This window comes from Acinetobacter sp. WCHAc060042 (assembly GCF_003231195.1).
Lineage (GTDB): Bacteria > Pseudomonadota > Gammaproteobacteria > Pseudomonadales > Moraxellaceae > Acinetobacter.
Map to the genome: position 1 here is coordinate 1 of NZ_QKVN01000005.1, position 17,618 is coordinate 17,618.

The following is a 17,618-nucleotide window of genomic DNA, read 5'->3' on the forward strand; positions in this document are numbered from 1 at the left end:
GTAGCGGGTTTTTATGTTGAACGATTTAGATTAAATGTCTAAATAATCCAAAATACCTTCAGCTGCTTGACGGCCTTCCCAAATCGCTGTGACAACAAGGTCTGAACCGCGAACCATATCACCACCTGCAAAGATTTTCGGGTTTGAGGTTTGGAATTTATAGGTTTGCTGTTCAGCCGCAACTACACGACCCGAACCATCAAGGTTAATATTCACATTTGTAAACCAATCCGCAGGGCTGGTACGGAAACCAAATGCCAATAAAACTGCATCTGCAGGTAAAATTTCTTCTGAACCTGGAATTGGTTCTGGGCTGCGACGACCACGGCTATCAGGCTCGCCAAGTTGAGTCGTAACCACCTTAACACCTGTAACTTTACCGTTTTCGCCTACAACCTCAATCGGCTGGCGGTTAAACAAGAAGTTTACACCTTCTTCTTTAGCATTTTGCACTTCACGACGTGAACCTGGCATGTTTTCTTCATCACGACGGTATGCACAGCTCACCACTTCTGCACCCTGACGGATCGAAGTACGGTTACAGTCCATTGCAGTGTCACCACCACCAAGAACAATCACCTTTTTACCTTCAACACTGATGTACTCGCTTGGGTCTTTTTCCCAACCTTGAGTACGGTTGACATTGGCAATCAAGAAATCGAGTGCATCATAAACACCTTCAAGGTCCTCACCTGCGAAGCCACCTTTCATGTAGGTATAAGTACCCATACCCATGAACACCGCATCATATTCTGCAAGCAGTTGATCAATAGTGACATCTGTACCAATTTCAGTATTTAAGCGGAATTCCACGCCCATGCCTGTGAAAATTTCACGGCGACGCTTCATTACATCTTTTTCCATTTTAAATTCTGGAATACCAAAGGTTAATAGACCACCAATTTCAGGACGTTTGTCGAATACAACAGGTTTCACCCCGTTACGCACCAAAATATCAGCACAGCCTAGACCTGCGGGGCCCGCGCCAATGATCGCGACTTTTTTATCAGTCCACTTTACATTTGACATATCTGGACGCCAGCCGAGTGCAAAAGCGGTGTCATTGATGTATTTTTCAGCATTACCAATCGTTACTGCACCAAAACCATCATTTAAGGTACAAGCCCCTTCACATAAACGGTCTTGCGGGCATACGCGACCACACACTTCTGGTAACGTGTTGGTTTGGTGACACAATTCTGCAGCTTGGAAAATACGACCTTCAGCAATTAACTTTAACCAGTTTGGAATGTAGTTATGTACTGGGCATTTCCATTCACAATATGGGTTACCACACCCTAAACAACGGTGGGTTTGGTTTGCTGCCACTTCCGCTGTAAAAGGTTTATAAATTTCCACAAACTCTGCTTTGCGGACCTGAATCTCTTTTTTCTCTGGATCTTGGCGTGCTACATCCAGAAATTGAAAGTCATTGTTTAGGCGCTCTGCCATGTCTCTCTCCGTGGGTAGGTGCAGCCCGTTTATCTATCGTCTGCACCTGCCTATGTATCAGCAGTAGTGGAATTATTGTGGATCAGCTTGAGTCGTTTTCAACAACGTCTGTAAGTTGGCAGCTTTTGGTTTCACCAACCAGAATTTACGACTGTAGAAATCAAACTCGTTACGGATCTTGTACGCCCAAGCACTACCAGTCTCAGCAATGTGTTCATCTAAGATACGGCTTAAGAACTCTTTATGTTCTTCCATCGACTCAGTCGAAATACGATTCAGCTCAATCAGCTCGTGGTTGTAATGATCAACGAAGTCATTATCAAGGTCAAGAACGTAAGCAAAACCGCCTGTCATCCCTGCACCGAAGTTGTGACCCACTTTACCGAGTACAGTCACGATACCGCCCGTCATATATTCACAACAGTGATCGCCCGCACCTTCAATTACGGCAAAAGCACCCGAGTTACGTACCGCAAAACGCTCACCTGCTGTACCTGCTGCGAATAATTTACCGCCCGTTGCACCGTATAAACAAGTGTTACCAATAATCGCAGTTTCTTGGGTTTGGAAAGGCGAACCTTTTGGCGGGAAGATCGACACACGACCACCTGCCATACCTTTACCTACGTAGTCGTTCGCATCACCCTCTAAACGAATGTGCAAACCACCTGCGTTCCAAACACCGAGGGATTGACCCGCAGTACCCACCAAGTTCATCTTCACTGGGTGTGCTTCCATGCTGAGGTTGCCATAACGACGCGCAATCTCACCTGAAATACGTGCACCAATTGAACGGTCACAGTTACCAATAGTGAAGTGATATTCACCTGTAATCCCAGCTTCAATGGCTGGTAGCATTTCAGCAACCATTTTCTCAGCAAGCAAGCCTTTATCGAACGGTGCGTTACCTTCAACTTCACAGTACTGTGCCTTACCTTGCGCAGAAGGATGTGACTCCAGTAATGCGCTCAAATCAAGGTGCGCATGTTTTTCAGTTTCACCTGGAAGCATTTCAAGTAAATCTGTACGACCAATCAAGTCTTTAAGGCTTGAAACACCCAACGCTGCCAACCACTCACGTGTTTCTTCAGCAATAAACGTGAAGAAATTAATGAGCATTTGTGGCTCACCAATATAATGTTCTTGGCGTAAATGATCTTGTTGAGTTGCAACACCCGTTGCACAGTTATTCAGGTGACAAATACGCAGGTATTTACAACCTAAAGCAATCATTGGCGTTGAACCAAAACCAAAGCTTTCTGCACCTAAAATAGCTGCTTTCACCACATCCAGACCTGTTTTCAAACCACCATCAGTTTGAACACGGACTTTACCACGTAGGTCATTGACACGAAGTGCTTGATGCGCTTCAGAAAGACCCAACTCCCAAGGAGAACCCGCATGGTGAATTGAAGACAATGGCGATGCTGCTGTACCACCGTCATAACCTGAAATAGTAATGAAGTCGGCATAAGCTTTTGCCACACCTGCCGCAATAGTACCCACACCCGGCTCAGATACTAATTTCACTGAGACCATCGCTTGAGGATTGACTTGTTTTAAGTCAAAGATCAATTGCGACAAATCTTCAATTGAATAAATATCATGGTGCGGCGGAGGAGAAATTAAGGTCACACCCGGTACCGAATAACGTAAACGTGCAATTAAGCCATTCACTTTACCCCCTGGCAATTGACCACCTTCACCCGGTTTCGCCCCTTGCGCTACTTTAATCTGCAAGACTTCAGCAGAGGTTAAATACGCAGGCGTTACACCAAAACGACCTGAAGCAATCTGTTTGATTTTCGAGTTACGAATGGTGCCATAACGCGCTGGATCTTCACCGCCCTCACCAGAGTTTGAACGACCACCAATGGTATTCATCGCTATCGCTATCGCTTCGTGTGCTTCTGGAGACAATGCCCCCAAAGACATACCAGCAGAGTCAAAGCGCGGTAAAATCGCTTCTACAGACTCGACTTGATCTAGAGCAATCGAGTTGTCTGTTTTTAACTTTAACAAATCGCGAATTGTCGCCACTGGGCGATTATTCACCAATTCAGCATATTCTTTAAAATCTGCATATTGACCAGAACGCACTGATTTATGCAGAGCATTGATCACATCTGGGTTGAATGCATGGTATTCCTTGTCAAAGACAAATTTCAGCAAACCACCTTGATCAATTGGTTTACGTGTTTTCCATGCAGTTTCAGCCAATTTCTTCTGATCATTTTCCAGATCAACAAAGGTTGCACCTTTGATACGGCTCGGTACACCAGTGAAGCATTTTGAAACCACTTCTTCAGACAGACCCACCGCTTCAAATAGTTGACCACCACGGTAAGAGGCAACCGTAGAAATCCCCATTTTTGAAAGCACTTTTAACAAGCCCTTTTCAATGCCTTTACGGAAATTCACTTGTGCTTGGATTGGGTCACCCAATAGCTCACCTTTTGCAACCAAGTCATTGATCACATCATAAGCAAGGTAAGGATAAATTGCTGTCGCACCAAAGCCTAGAATAACCGCAAATTGATGCGGATCACGTGCCAATGCTGTTTCAACAATAATATTGGCATCCGTACGCAAACCGACATTAATTAAGTAGTGATGCACAGCACCTGTTGCCATTAACGCATTTGCAGGTAAGAAACCTTGGCGGATTTTCTTGTCAGACAACACCAATAAGGTTTTACCGTCACGAATTGCCTGTGCTGCTTCTTCACAGATACGCGCAATCGCTGCTTCTAGACCTTCAGATTCAGCATAATTTAAATCAATATCTGCAATTTCATAGCCTGTACGACCTAACGTACGGATTTGATGCATTTTCGAATTTGACAACACTGGACTTGAAATAATCAAACGATCTGCATGCTCAGGACCTTGTTCAAAGACGTTCTGTTCACGCCCCAAACAAGTTTCCAATGACATCACAATTGATTCACGCAATGGGTCGATTGGTGGGTTGGTGACCTGAGCAAACTGTTGACGGAAGTAGTCCGACACATGACGTACTTGGCGAGACAAAACTGCCATTGGCGTATCATCACCCATTGAACCCACTGCTTCCTGACCGCTTTCAGCGATTGGACGAAGCAATTGGTCACGCTCTTCAAAGGTCACCATAAACATTTTTTGTGATGCTTTCAGGTCATCACCTTTTAAGCCTTGATCACATAAATATTCTTCTAGCTCTGGACTACCTTGTACACGAACTGAGTTTTCACGTAACCATTCACGATATGGACGCATTTTTTTCAAATGCGTGCTGACATCTTTAGTATCGAGCATTTTACCTGTGAAGGTATCAATCACTAAGATTTGACCTGGACCAACACGACCTTTAGAAATCACATCTTCAGGCTCGTAACCCCATACACCAATTTCAGATGCCAGTGTGATGTAACCATTTTTGGTAATCACCCAACGTGCTGGACGTAAACCATTACGGTCCAACATACAAATTGCATGACGACCATCTTGAATCACGAGACCAGCAGGACCATCCCACGCTTCCATGTGCTTCGAGTTAAACTCATAGAATGCACGTAAATCGGCATCTAAAGTTTCAACGTTCTGCCATGCTGGCGGAACCAACATACGCAATGCACGGAACAAGTCCATACCGCCACCCACAAGAATTTCAAGCATGTTATCTAAGCTTGAAGAATCTGAACCAGTACGGTTCACAATTGGGTTGAGTTCAGTTAAACCTGGCAATAATGGGTTTTCAAACTTCGGCGTACGCGCCATCGCCCAGTTACGGTTCGCAGTAATGGTATTAATTTCACCATTATGCGCCAGATAACGGAATGGCTGAGCCAGAGGCCAACGCGGTAAAGTATTGGTCGAGAAACGTTGGTGGAACACCACAATATGCGACTCAAGACGTGGATCTGCCAAATCTGTATAGAAGTCAGCAATCGCTTCAGGCATCATCAAGCCTTTATAGCTAATCACTGTTGAACATAATGTAGTCACATAAAATGATGGGTCATTGCTGAGCTGCTGTTCTGCACGGCGACGAGCCAAGAAGAGTTTACGGTTAAACTCAACTTCAGAGACACCCATTGGGCAGTTCACAATAATTTGTTCAAATGCAGGAAGTGACTGCATCGCAATCGAACCCAAAGCATCGTTATTGGTCGGGACTACACGCCACGCCAAGACTCGACAGCCTTCAGATTCAATTTCTTTATTTAGAATTTGTTTCGCATGTGCTGCAATTGCTGGATCGAGGCTTAAAAACACCGTACCGACAGCAAAAACTTCACTGAGTGTAATATCACTGAGTTTTTTCGCTTCTTCGCGGAAAAACTGTTTTGGCATTGCTAAGAGTAAACCGCAACCATCCCCTGTCTTACCATCTGCAGCAATACCACCACGGTGGGTCATACAGCTCAGACTATGCATAGCAGTCTTCACAAGGTCATGGCTTGCATCACCCTGCATATGGGCAATTAAACCAAAACCACAGTTATCTTTAAACTCATCCGGTTGGTATAAACCTTGAGCGGGAGCTACAGTATTAGGCGATGGCATGTGCATAGCGTACCCTTCTTTCTACAGGCCCTGTCGGGCGTCTAACAATCTAATTACTTCTTGCCGATTCGTTCAATTGACTCATATTCAGATTCTGATTGAAGTACAGCATTTTTTCCTCATACCCAAGATAGACTGATTTTCATCTTTATGCATGTCTTAATTGAAAAAATGTATGCAACAGTCACGCACTTTTTTAAGGCGCTTGATCGCTACTATTTCGCTCATAAATCGAATCTTTTTTGCGCCAAAACAGTGACATCAACTCAATTCATGCACCATTAAAGCAAATTTTATGCCAATAATTTAATACAAGCATTAAACACCTTAGTTTTCTTAGGTTTATGTTTTTTACTGTAAATTAAGCTCAAGATTTGGCTAATTAATCGCACCAAATTAATGCAATATAAGAGTTGCGAAACTTTTTTGCTCCATAATGACCCAATTTTAATTAAATGGATCGGTCACTTCTGGCTCAATTGTTTTATTTTGCGACGCACCATCCACCGCACTTTGCGACTTCTGCACATCAACCACATTGCCTTCTGCATCTCGACGAGTAACCGTCGTTGTGGTGGTAGACTGGTTATTTTGCGTAGCAACACGTGCTGCCTGTTGACGTGCTGCTATGGTTGCTTCATCAATTACAGGTACAGCGGCTGGTTTCAATTGTACTGCATAGAGTTTATTACTCAATCCAAGCTCATCAGCCCCCATGTCATTGACATACTCTGCATAGCTTTCAATTTTTTCGACTTTGGGTTGTACCGATTTTGGTAAAATTAGCTTTAATTCGCTCAGCGCATTTTTCGCTTCGCTCACATTTTTATAAACCCCATAGAGCAGAACATATTGTTCGATCTGGTTTTCACCCGTCAACCTTAAGTAACTAAAAGCTTGACGATCAGATTGCCTTTGCAAAAAACGCTTAATAATCGCTTCTTCTGATACTCGAAACAGTTCAATTGTGCTGTTCTTTTTATTTTCCTGAATGAATTTGCTGCCACGAAATTCAGCCTCATGTTGTGCAACTACGGCTACACGGGTAGTCATATCCAAAGGCTTTACTTCATCAATGAATGAGCCTAAATGTGCGGTTGTCGCGACTTTCTCTGGTTGAATTTGCAGCTCAACTTCTGATTCTGCTTTCTTCTCCACCTCAACCACAGTTTTTTGATCTGTGATTGCCCAAAAAACCAAAGCGCCAAACAAGCACGCTCCTCCGAATGCAAGCCAAATATAATTTTGCTTTGTCTGCCACTTGGTTCGAAGGGTTGTTGCCATAGTAAGGTTATGCCTGTTCTTGGTTGGCTAAAATCGCCTGTTCCATCAATTCTACATCAAACGCTCTCGTAATGATGGCCTGTCCAACAGCTTGCATCAAGACTAAGCGAAGTTGCCCATTAAGTACTTTTTTGTCATGTGCCATATATGCCAAGAAGTCATCAAGGGGAATCTGCGGACATACTATCGGTAAATTTGCACGTTGAATGATATTTTTTGTACGTAGTACATCTTCGGCACTGATCCAACCCATACGCTGAGAGAGATCCGCCGCCATCACCATACCTGTCGCAACCGCCTCACCATGTAACCATTCACCATAGCCCAGATAAGATTCAATCGCATGACCAAAGGTGTGCCCTAGGTTCAATAAAGCTCTTTCGCCTTGCTCTTTTTCATCATTTGCAACGATACAGGCTTTATGCGCACAAGAACGATACACAGCTTCTGCCAGTGCAGCTTCTTCGCCCTGCACCAACGCATCCATATGCTGTTCTAGCCAGATGAGAAAATCAGCATCCCCTAAAAGCGCATACTTAATGACTTCAGCCAAACCCGCAGATAACTCACGTGGTGGTAATGTTTTAAGCTGAGACATATCTGCCAAAACCACTTGGGGCTGTTGGAAAGCCCCAATCATGTTTTTACCGAGTGGATGATTAATCCCTGTTTTTCCACCTACACTGGAATCGACTTGCGAAAGAAGTGTGGTTGGCACCTGAATAAAGTAAACTCCGCGCTGAAAACATGCCGACGCAAAACCAGCCATATCCCCGATCACACCGCCACCCAAAGCCAAAACCGTACAATCGCGATTAAAGCCTGACTCTAGTAATGCATCAAAAATCAGGTTCAAGTGCTCAATGTTCTTATATTTTTCACCATCAGGCAAAATACAGGTTGCTACTGTTTTTCCCAACGCTTCAATCGCTGTAACATAACGGTCTAAATATAACGGCGCAACAGTCTCATTACTCACAATCATCACTTGTCGACCGTGAATATAAGGCTCAAGCAAGGCTTTCGGATCTAGATCACTACCAATAAAAATCGGATAACGGCGTTCGCCAAGTTCAACATATAAGGTTTGCATGGATCAAATCACTTCAAAACTGAATCAAAATTACTTTACAAGAATCAAGCTTAAAATACGCTGCGCAAGATCACGTGCAGCCCCTTGATTAGTCTCTATAATATAGTGTGCAACTTCACGGTATAAAGGATCACGAACGTTCAACAAGTCACGTAACTTTTGTTCTGGATTCTCCACTTGAAGCAGTGGGCGATTTTTATCACGATAGGTTCGCTGCAGTTGAATTTCTACAGGAGTATAAAGATAAACAACAATACCACGTTGTTTTAAAAATGCGCGATTGGAAGCCTGAGTTACTGCCCCCCCCCCTGTGGCCAAGACCAAATTAGGTCGAGACGTTAACTCATCTATAACAACTGTTTCACGACTACGAAAACCCAGTTCACCTTCTTTTTCAAAGATCCATGGAATCGTTGCCCCTGTTTTGCGTTCAATCTCATGATCACTATCAAGAAACTCTCGCCCTAACAGTTCAGCTAAATGTCGTCCTACAGTTGTTTTTCCTGCCCCCATAGGCCCTACCAAATAAATATTTGGTAGGGTTTCAAACTCTTTGCTTGGCAAGGAGTCACCTTTTAGATTTGTTCAAATTGAAAATATATTAATGATTTCTTGAAACAGTGTCATTAACAATTCGTGGTGTCACAAAAATCAATAGCTCAGTTTGTATTGTGGTTTTAGTACTACTCTTGAATAAATTACCCACTACTGGCAAATCCCCAAAGAATGGCACTTTTTGATAGTCACTACGCTTTGTGTCATCAAAAATACCACCAAGCACCACAGTTTCGCCATCATCCACAAGTACGTTAGTTTGCAATTCACTGGTGTCAATTGCAAGACCATCGTTGGTAATATCACCAACCGAGTCTTTTTCCACCATAAGCGCCATTTGTACTCTACCATCAGGGGTAATACTTGGCGTAACTTCTAATTTTAAATTAGCCGCACGAAATTCTGTTTTTAAACCCTCTGTCGCACTCCACGTTTGATATGGAATTTCCGTACCTCTTAAAATATAGGCTTTTTGTTTATCCCCTGTCAGTACTTTCGGCGCAGACAAAACCTCACCATGACCATCCGCCTGTAGTGCCGTTAATTCGAGATTCAACATATAATCAGAAATTTTTAATAGGCCAAAGCTAAAAGTTCCAGCTGTTGAAGTCGTTAAATCCACACCCAAATCAAAACTTGGCTGATAGTCCCCGCCCCAAGTTGTAGTACCAAGCTTATCTGCACTCCACTTAATCCCCAACTGACGAGAAAAATCTGTAGTCGCAGTCACAATACGGGCTTCCACCATCACCTGCTTTACCGCCACATCAAGCAAATCAATCATACGGCGAATTTTATCAATATTCTGTTGCGTATCATTGATAATTAAAGTGTTGGTACGAGAATCAGAAACAGCACTACCACGAGCACTTAGCAGACTTTCCAACGCCAAAGAATCTGTGCCCGCCGTACGGTTTGCTACGCTTCCTTTGCCATCACGAGAATCTTCTAACAGTTTCAACACATCTGCTGCTTTTGCATAGCTTAGTTGAATATAATCTGTTTGAATCGGTGCAAGTTTAAGGTTCTGTGCAATGGCTTTCGCTTCATCTTCCTCAGATTTAATCAATTCGGCTACAGGCGCAATCCAAATTACATTACCATTACGTCGCTTATCCAAATTCTTGGTTTTCATAATGATATCAAGTGCCTGATCCCAAGGTACATCCTTCAGGCGTAGGGTAATATTGCCTTGTACCGTATCCGAAGCCACCATATTAATACTTGTAAAATCAGCCAATAGCTGTAGCACACGTCGCACTTCAATATCTTGAAAATCTAAAGAAATCTTTTTGCCAGTATATGCCCCAGGTGCTTTAGGCTTCAGAGGGTTCTTATCTTCAGGGCGCTTCAAACTAATCGTAAGCTTATCTTCCGCTTGATAAGCCATATATTCAAAACTGCCATTAGATTGAATCGTAATCAATCCATTTGAACCATCATTTTGAGCATCAATCGTTGATACAGGCGTTGCAAAATCGTTCACATTCAAACGACGTGATAAATGCGCAGGAATTTTATTCCCCAAAACACGCACCACAATTTTACTGCCTTGTTGCTTCACATCGACAGGAGTGTTATTACCTTTTAAATCAATAACAACTTGACCTTCACCGTCTGAACCGCGTTGGAAGCCAATATTTGAAATCCCTTGTTCATAACGTGGTGCTGCTATAGGCGTTGCGGTAGTCGGATTTGCCGAATTAATCTTTAAAATAAAAGTATTACCTTCAACTCGTGTCGTAAATGCACCCGCATCTGCCAAATTCACTGTTAAACGCGAACGCTGCGCATCTGAAGTTACATCTACTGAACTTGCCTCAGTCGTTGCAACTGCAATGCTACCTTGCTTCAAATTTTGTTGTGCTTTATCAAAGTCTAATACCAGTCGAGATGGCTGTTCTAGTTGATATGCTTGTGGTTGGGGTGGCAACCCGTTAAACATGACACGAATTTCTGTTCCTTGTCCTGGAATTTGCATCGGGACAATATTGGTAATACTCACTTGCGCATTTGCAACTTGCATGACCGCTATTGCAAATGCACCCATTGAAAACTGACGGAACATATGGTTCATCGTATTGCCATCCCCAAATATAGAATCTCTAACACTATTTTTCATTTTTATTCCTTTTCCTTTTTTAAGGCGCTGGCCCAATTAACACTAGGCTTCTTGGGCGCTCGACATAGCCCTCACGCCCATCTGGAATAATTTCAACCAAATCAATCTGCGTTGCGGTGATATTGATCACGCGACCATGATTCATCCCCAAGTAACTTCCCCGTTGCACGCGCTCAATTTCCCCATCTGGTGTTTGAATCAGCGCCAAAATTTGTCCATTTTGACCACGCATACTGCCCTTCATATTGAGCGTTTCAATCGCATAACTTTCTAAAGGCTGCGGTTGGCGAGACAAATTCGGATAAACACGTTTCCCAGCCATAATTCGCAATTCAGCTGCCAAAGAACTTGGCATAAAGGGGCTCTTTAATTGGTGCGCAGCATAACTGAATGTTGGCACTGGGGGAAAGCTTGGTGCAGGATCAATTGCTAAAGGAGGTTGATTGCGAATTTCTGCCATTTGCATATTGACTGCATCAATGCGTGAATCACAGCCCACAACGAATAACCCAATACAGAGACTTAGGAAGAGTTTTTGATATTTCATTTTTTAGCCTCCCCTGCATCGGCTTTCGTCGTATTTTCTGCGTCTGTAGTCGCTGTCGCTCCTACATAACGATAGGTTTTAGCTTTCACACTATATGAAATTTGTGGAATATCCGTTTTTTTATCATTAGCACTTGATGCCGAGATATCAAAATCATGCAAAGTTACAATACGAGGCAAAGCCGCAATCCCACTGACAAATGAACCAAAGGAATGATAATCACCCGTCGCTTCAATTGAGATTGGTTGTTCAATAAAGAATTCTTGGCGTATTTCTGGCTCTAAACGAATATTTTTAAATTTAAGACCTGAATTCACGCCGCTGACGTTAATGTCTTCAACCAAGCCTGGAATTTCGGTTTCTTTCGGCAGTTGTAATAATTGCTGTTCAAAATTCGCTTGCATTTCCTGAAGCTGCGCTTGGTATTGTTGCAAATTACGCAGTTTTGAGTCCTTTTCGCGAAACTCATTCAGTAAATTTTGCTCTTGCGCCCGGGCATTAGATATTGCATCTAGTTTAGGCTTGATCACAACAAAATAACCTAAAGCACAAATCAGTAAAATGATAAAGAGCCAGCAGGTCAACTTAACCGAAAAGGGCCAACTACCGTAATTGTTTGGATCTAAGGTATTAAACTGTTGAAAAAACTTATCAACAGTCATCTTTTTCTTTGGTGCAGCATGATTTTCTAGTGTTAATTCGTCAAATTCATCGCGACTCATTGTGCTGCCCCCGCTGTTGAATTATTCACTGCATTTGCTTGTTCTGGCGCAGCTGCATCAGATGCAACTGGCTGAGCAATTTCATCCAAATCAGCCGTAACCACAAATGTGCCATATCCCTCTTCCACTCGTGGCACAATTGAACTTGGTGCCTTATCTTTATTTTCTTCTACAGCCAAGAACGAATTCATAAATGCATTTCGATACCAAGCAGACGCCTCTAAGTTACGTAAGAACTCAGCCACCGTATTTGGGCTCTCGGCCTTGCCTTCAATAGTAAACTTATCCCCAGAACGCACAAATTTAGTAATATACATATTACTTGGGGTGACACGTACCATTTCATCGACTAAGCGAACTGCTACAGGGCGTTGCCCTTGTAAACCTTGAATCAACTTCATTCGCTCTACAATTGCATTACGCTGTTCTTGTAGACCTTCCAATGACTTTAATTGCACATCTAAGTTTTGATTAGTACTCATCACCAACTGATTGGCTTGCTCTTGGTCTTCAAGTTTTTGACCATAATAAAACCAAGCTAAGGCAACAGCTAAAACCCCAACAAATGCGGCCCCAATACAGTAAGCAATAAATTCTTTTTTTCGTTTCTCTCTTAACGCATCACGCCAAGGGAGTAAATTTATTTTTGCCATTAATCAAAACTCCTCAATGCCAATCCACATGCCACCATGAGTGATGAAGCATCATTCTCAATTTTTTTAATGTCGATTTGTGGAGAAAAGCCCATCTGTAAAAATGGGTTGGCAATGGTGACCCTATAACCTAATTTTTGTTGTAATAATTTCGCCAGTCCTGGGATATTGGCATTCCCCCCTGCCAATAAAATATGGTCGATCTCATTGAATTGAGAAGATGAAAAGAAGAACTGTAAAGAACGTGCAGCTTGCTGTACCACAGCCTCAAGAAAAGGCTCAAGTACTTCAATGTCATAATCATCAGGTAATGTACGACTTTTTTTGGCGCGCCCAGCTTCTTCAAAAGACAAACCATAACGGTTTTGAATTTCTTGGGTCAATTGTTTCCCCCCGAAGACCTGCTCACGCGTATAAATCACTTTATTGTTTTGCATGACAGAGAGTGTGGTCATGGTGTGACCAATATCTAAAATACCAACTGTATTCACACCCATCGGTAGAGTGTCAGAAAAGACCTTAAATGCATTTTCTATGGCAAAACTTTCAACATCAGCAATCTTCGGTGTCAAACCCGCAAGCTCTAATGCTTCAGCACGTGCTTCAACATTCTCAATGCGTGTTGCAACAAGGAGTACATTGACACGATTGGGATTGGCCAAACGGTCTGGAAGAACTTCAAAGTCCAAACTCGCTTCATCTAATGGGAATGGAATATATTGCTCAGCATCATCACGAATCTGAATTTCACGTTCGTCATCGTTCATATCGGCATCCATTTCAATGATTTTAGTAATCACCATGGAGGTCGGAACAGCCAACGCGACATCAGTGGATTGGACATTGGCCAAATTTACCGCACGCTCAAGGGCATCACCAACTGCTTCTGGATTCAATATATTTTTTTCGACCACACTTCCTTCTGGTAAAGGGACAAGCGCATAGCTCTCCACCCAATACCGATTGTTTTTAACAGAAAGTTCCAAAACCTTAACAGAAGTCGAACTAATATCTACTCCTATTAACCCCTTACTTGGCTTACGATATAACCTGAGCACAATATCATTCCTATTATTTTTTTATCCCCAAAAAAAGTAACCCACTAATTAGTCTACGTCTATATTTTTATACGGATACAATAACTCATCTAACATTCCGTATGTGTACAGGATATACTGACCGCTAATTAGTTTGCCATTAGCTCTTATTAAAACTTACTTGTTATGAAAAAGCTATCTTGTTCGGGCCGTGTTCATCCATTTTTTTTGATCATTATTATAATGTTGGTCTCAATTCCAATGGGTTTTTATGGCATATATCTCTATATTGCCCCATCTTTGCCGCAAATGACAACTCTAAAAAAGGCACCATTACTAAAACCTTTACAGGTTTATAGTGCGGATAACCAACTCATTTCGGAATATGGTGGCAAGCTATCTGTACCCGTTGATTACGATCAGATCCCACAAAGTTTTATTCATGCCTTTTTAGCGGCGGAAGATTCTTCCTTTTTTGAACATAGTGGCATTAGCTTTAAAGGTTTAGGCCGTGCTGTGAGTGAGAGCATTACAGGCTCAAATGTACAAACGGGTGGTTCGACCATCACCATGCAAGTAGCGAAAAACTATTATCTCAGTCCCGAGCGCACATTAAAACGTAAATTGACTGAGGTTTTTCTGGCACGAAAAATTGAACAGAATTTGACGAAAGAGGAAATCTTAACCCTCTATGTCAACAAAATTTTCTTGGGTAAAAATGCCTACGGTATCGCTGCTGCAGCTAAAATTTACTACAACAAAAACTTAGATGAGCTTAGCATCGCACAAATGGCGATGATTGCAGGTCTGCCTAAAGCACCCTCGAAATACAATCCAGTGGTCAACCCAGAACGCGCTTTAGAACGTCGTAACTGGATTTTGGGTCGCATGCTCCAACTCGGCTACATCAATCAAAGCCAATATGAAAAAGGCATTGCAGAACCGATTAACCTCGATATGCCTGATCGCGGGGTAAGTAACCGATTTCCCTACATCGGTGAAATGGTCCGTAGCGAACTGATTGAAAAGTTTGGCGAGCATGCCATTGACTCTGGTTATAAGGTTTACACCACCATCAACAGTGAACGCCAAGCCTATGCGGAACAAGCGGTGCAAGATGGTTTAGAAGCCTATGACCGTCGTCATGGCTGGCGTGGTGCAGAAGCTCATGACAAACCCTTAAGTAACTTTAGTGCGTTTGCCAACACCTTCCCTGCCGAAGTCACCCGTGTCAATCAAAATAGTTTTGATGCCTTAATGCAAGATGGCTCAACAGTAACCGTGCCATGGTCTGGTATGTCTTGGACACGCCCTTATCGCAATGCCAATGCGGTAGGTGGTGCGCCATCAAGAGCATCCCAAATTGTTCAAGTGAAAGACATTGTACGCCTGCGCCCCAATGACAACAAAACCTCATGGGCTTTGGTGCAACTACCTAAAGTTCAGGGCCAGCTGATTGCACTGAACCCAAACAATGGGGCTGTAGAAGCACTGGTTGGTGGTTATAACTTTTATCAATCTAAATTTAACCGAACCACACAAGGTTGGCGCCAACCCGGTTCGATTATTAAACCCTTTGTCTATGCTCTCGCCTTGGAGCGCGGTATGACACCCTATAGCATGGTCAATGACAGTCCGATCACGATTGGGAAATGGTCCCCGCGTAATGCCGATGGTCGTTATTTGGGGATGATTCCCCTACGTCGTGCGCTGTATTTATCACGGAATACCGTGTCTGTTCGACTCCTACAAACCGTGGGCATTGAACGTACACGTCAATTGTTTATGGACTTCGGCTTAACCGATGAACAGATTCCGCGTAACTACACCATTGCACTCGGAACACCTCAGGTTTTACCGATTCAAATGGCTACAGGTTACTCAACCTTTGCCAATGGTGGTTATCGCATTCAACCACACTTCATCAATCGTATTGAAGATGCTTATGGCAAAATCATTTATCAGAACAACCCTGAATATGCATGTATCAGTTGTATTTCTCAACAAGAATCAAACCCTCAATCTGCTGAGACCATCACACCTGATGATGAAGTGATTGAAGTCACCAACCAAGATCTAAACTCTGCTGAAAAATCAGCGAATCCAGTGGAGATCAATAGTGACTATCGCCAAGCACAACGTATTTTAAAATCCAGCTCTGCTTATGATATGGCCAATATTTTAAAAGACGTGATTCAACATGGTACAGGTCGTGCTGCTCTACGCATTGGGCGGGATGACCTAGGGGGGAAAACAGGAACCACCAATGATGCGAAAGATGCTTGGTTTGCAGGCTTTAATAGTAAATTGGTAACTGTGGCATGGGTCGGTTTCGATCAACCGACGACTTTAGGACGCCGTGAATACGGTGGTGTAGCTGCCTTGCCAATTTGGACAGATTTTATGGCTAAAGCCTTACAAGGTACACCTTCTTCTTGGGTTCAACTGGACGCCAAAGCCAAAGCACCAGTTCAGCGCCATCAAAAAGGAGCTGTTCAAAGTAATTTAGGCCCGACCCCGCCTTTAGCACAGCCCTTGTATCGACCTGCACCAGTGGTGGTGCCGCGTTCTCCTGAACGAGACTTTGATGATTTACCGGGTGAAGAGGAAACACTGGTTCCACAGAACAGTGCTCCGCCAACCATGCAAACGCCACCCAAAGAACAACCCAAACCGAAAGCCGATGCACTCGATCATTTGATTGATCAAGTCCAATAATAAAAATGCCCGCAGATTAGATTGCGGGCTTTTTTATACTCATGCTTTTTTCTGAAACAGTAAAATTTGATACTGGGCGTGTAACTCAAAAGCTGTTTGCGCCTCCAAAGCTTCACGGCGCTCTGATTTTGCCTTATAGGCATAAGGCGTCATCGCAATCAGGTTTTTTAAGTCCTGCTGATTAAGCTTAAATTCAGCATCAACCACATCATCACTCACCAAGTCAAACACATCACTCAACTGTTCTACAAATTTGCTTGGTTCATGCGGCTTGACCTCTTCAAACAAGGCCTCACGCATTGCATATAAATGCTGAGGCGCAGGCGTCACCACCAATAGATATCCTTGCGGCTTGAGCACCCTTAAAATTTCCTGTTTTGGAATCGGACTAAATAAACTGCTGCATAAATCAATTGACTGATCCAGTACAGGTAAGGTCGCCCCAGTACCCACCACCCACGTGATATTTTTATTGATTTTCGCAGCCACTTGCACTGCATTTTTTGCAATATCGACACCAACACATTGCAGCACTTCTGCCTGCATCGCGTCTGTGTAATAACCTTCACCACAACCAATATCCAGTAAGTTTTCAATCCGAAGCTCGCGTACTTTGTTCACCACGGCTTGCTGTAAAGGCGCATAATACCCTGCACTTAAAAATGCACGGCGTGCTTGTACAGACGCTGGTGTATCCCCCGGGTTCTTACTGTGCTTGTGTTGTACGACATGCAGATTGACGTAGCCTTGTTTTGCCACATCATAACTATGTGAATTCGCACAGCGCCATGTTCTTTCGTTTAAAGTTAAAGCCTCACGACACACAGGACACATGAGCAGATTCATTATTTTCTCCAAGACATTACCTCAGGCATAAAAAAAGCCGG

Annotated in this window: 12 protein-coding genes; 1 reads left to right on the forward strand and 11 read right to left on the reverse strand. The window is 43.1% G+C overall.

Annotation, left to right across the window (positions count from 1 at the left end; all coding sequences use genetic code 11):
- Nucleotides 1-30 precede the first annotated feature (30 nt).
- The 10 genes from DPG01_RS03255 to DPG01_RS03300 all read right to left on the reverse strand — a co-directional run bounded on the left by DPG01_RS03255 (nucleotide 31) and on the right by DPG01_RS03300 (nucleotide 14,034).
- Nucleotides 31-1,452, reverse strand: coding sequence for an FAD-dependent oxidoreductase (locus DPG01_RS03255; protein WP_110974169.1), 1,422 nt, complete (start codon nucleotides 1,450-1,452; stop codon nucleotides 31-33).
- 72 nt (nucleotides 1,453-1,524) lie between these two features.
- Nucleotides 1,525-6,000, reverse strand: a complete 4,476-nt coding sequence (gene gltB, locus DPG01_RS03260; protein ID WP_171327339.1) for a glutamate synthase large subunit — start codon at nucleotides 5,998-6,000, stop codon at nucleotides 1,525-1,527.
- Nucleotides 6,001-6,447: 447 nt separating this feature from the next.
- Nucleotides 6,448-7,284, reverse strand: a complete 837-nt coding sequence (locus DPG01_RS03265; protein ID WP_110974171.1) for a hypothetical protein — start codon at nucleotides 7,282-7,284, stop codon at nucleotides 6,448-6,450.
- A 7-nt stretch (nucleotides 7,285-7,291) separates the two neighbouring features.
- Nucleotides 7,292-8,377 (reverse strand): 3-dehydroquinate synthase, encoded by a 1,086-nt coding sequence (aroB, locus tag DPG01_RS03270; RefSeq protein WP_110974172.1) that lies wholly within the window; start codon nucleotides 8,375-8,377, stop codon nucleotides 7,292-7,294.
- 30 nt (nucleotides 8,378-8,407) lie between these two features.
- Complete coding sequence (gene aroK, locus DPG01_RS18875; protein ID WP_086209042.1) at nucleotides 8,408-8,941, reverse strand: shikimate kinase AroK; 534 nt, start codon at nucleotides 8,939-8,941, stop codon at nucleotides 8,408-8,410.
- 37 nt (nucleotides 8,942-8,978) lie between these two features.
- Nucleotides 8,979-11,054, reverse strand: a complete 2,076-nt coding sequence (gene pilQ, locus DPG01_RS03280) for a type IV pilus secretin PilQ (protein WP_110974173.1) — start codon at nucleotides 11,052-11,054, stop codon at nucleotides 8,979-8,981.
- A gap of 19 nt (nucleotides 11,055-11,073) precedes the next feature.
- The gene (locus DPG01_RS03285; protein WP_110974174.1) at nucleotides 11,074-11,601 is read right to left on the reverse strand and encodes a pilus assembly protein PilP; all 528 of its coding nucleotides are present in this window, start codon (nucleotides 11,599-11,601) and stop codon (nucleotides 11,074-11,076) included.
- Nucleotides 11,598-12,323 (reverse strand): type 4a pilus biogenesis protein PilO, encoded by a 726-nt coding sequence (locus tag DPG01_RS03290; protein ID WP_110974175.1) that lies wholly within the window; start codon nucleotides 12,321-12,323, stop codon nucleotides 11,598-11,600. The genes DPG01_RS03285 and DPG01_RS03290 overlap by 4 nt, the downstream gene beginning before the upstream one ends.
- Nucleotides 12,320-12,976 (reverse strand): PilN domain-containing protein, encoded by a 657-nt coding sequence (locus DPG01_RS03295; RefSeq protein ID WP_110974176.1) that lies wholly within the window; start codon nucleotides 12,974-12,976, stop codon nucleotides 12,320-12,322. Before DPG01_RS03295 ends, DPG01_RS03290 begins: the two co-directional genes overlap by 4 nt.
- Nucleotides 12,976-14,034, reverse strand: a complete 1,059-nt coding sequence (locus DPG01_RS03300) for a pilus assembly protein PilM (protein ID WP_110974177.1) — start codon at nucleotides 14,032-14,034, stop codon at nucleotides 12,976-12,978. The genes DPG01_RS03295 and DPG01_RS03300 overlap by 1 nt, the downstream gene beginning before the upstream one ends.
- 165 nt (nucleotides 14,035-14,199) lie before the next feature.
- On the opposite strand from DPG01_RS03300, the gene ponA reads away from it, so the two are divergent.
- A complete protein-coding gene (gene ponA / locus DPG01_RS03305; RefSeq protein ID WP_110974178.1) occupies nucleotides 14,200-16,731 on the forward strand; it encodes a penicillin-binding protein PBP1a in 2,532 nt (843 codons plus the stop codon).
- A 39-nt stretch (nucleotides 16,732-16,770) separates the two neighbouring features.
- On the opposite strand, the gene DPG01_RS03310 is transcribed toward ponA, so the two are convergent.
- Entirely contained in the window at nucleotides 16,771-17,577 is an 807-nt protein-coding gene (locus DPG01_RS03310) for a putative RNA methyltransferase (RefSeq protein WP_110974179.1), read from the reverse strand.
- Between the last annotated feature and the right edge of the window lie 41 nt (nucleotides 17,578-17,618).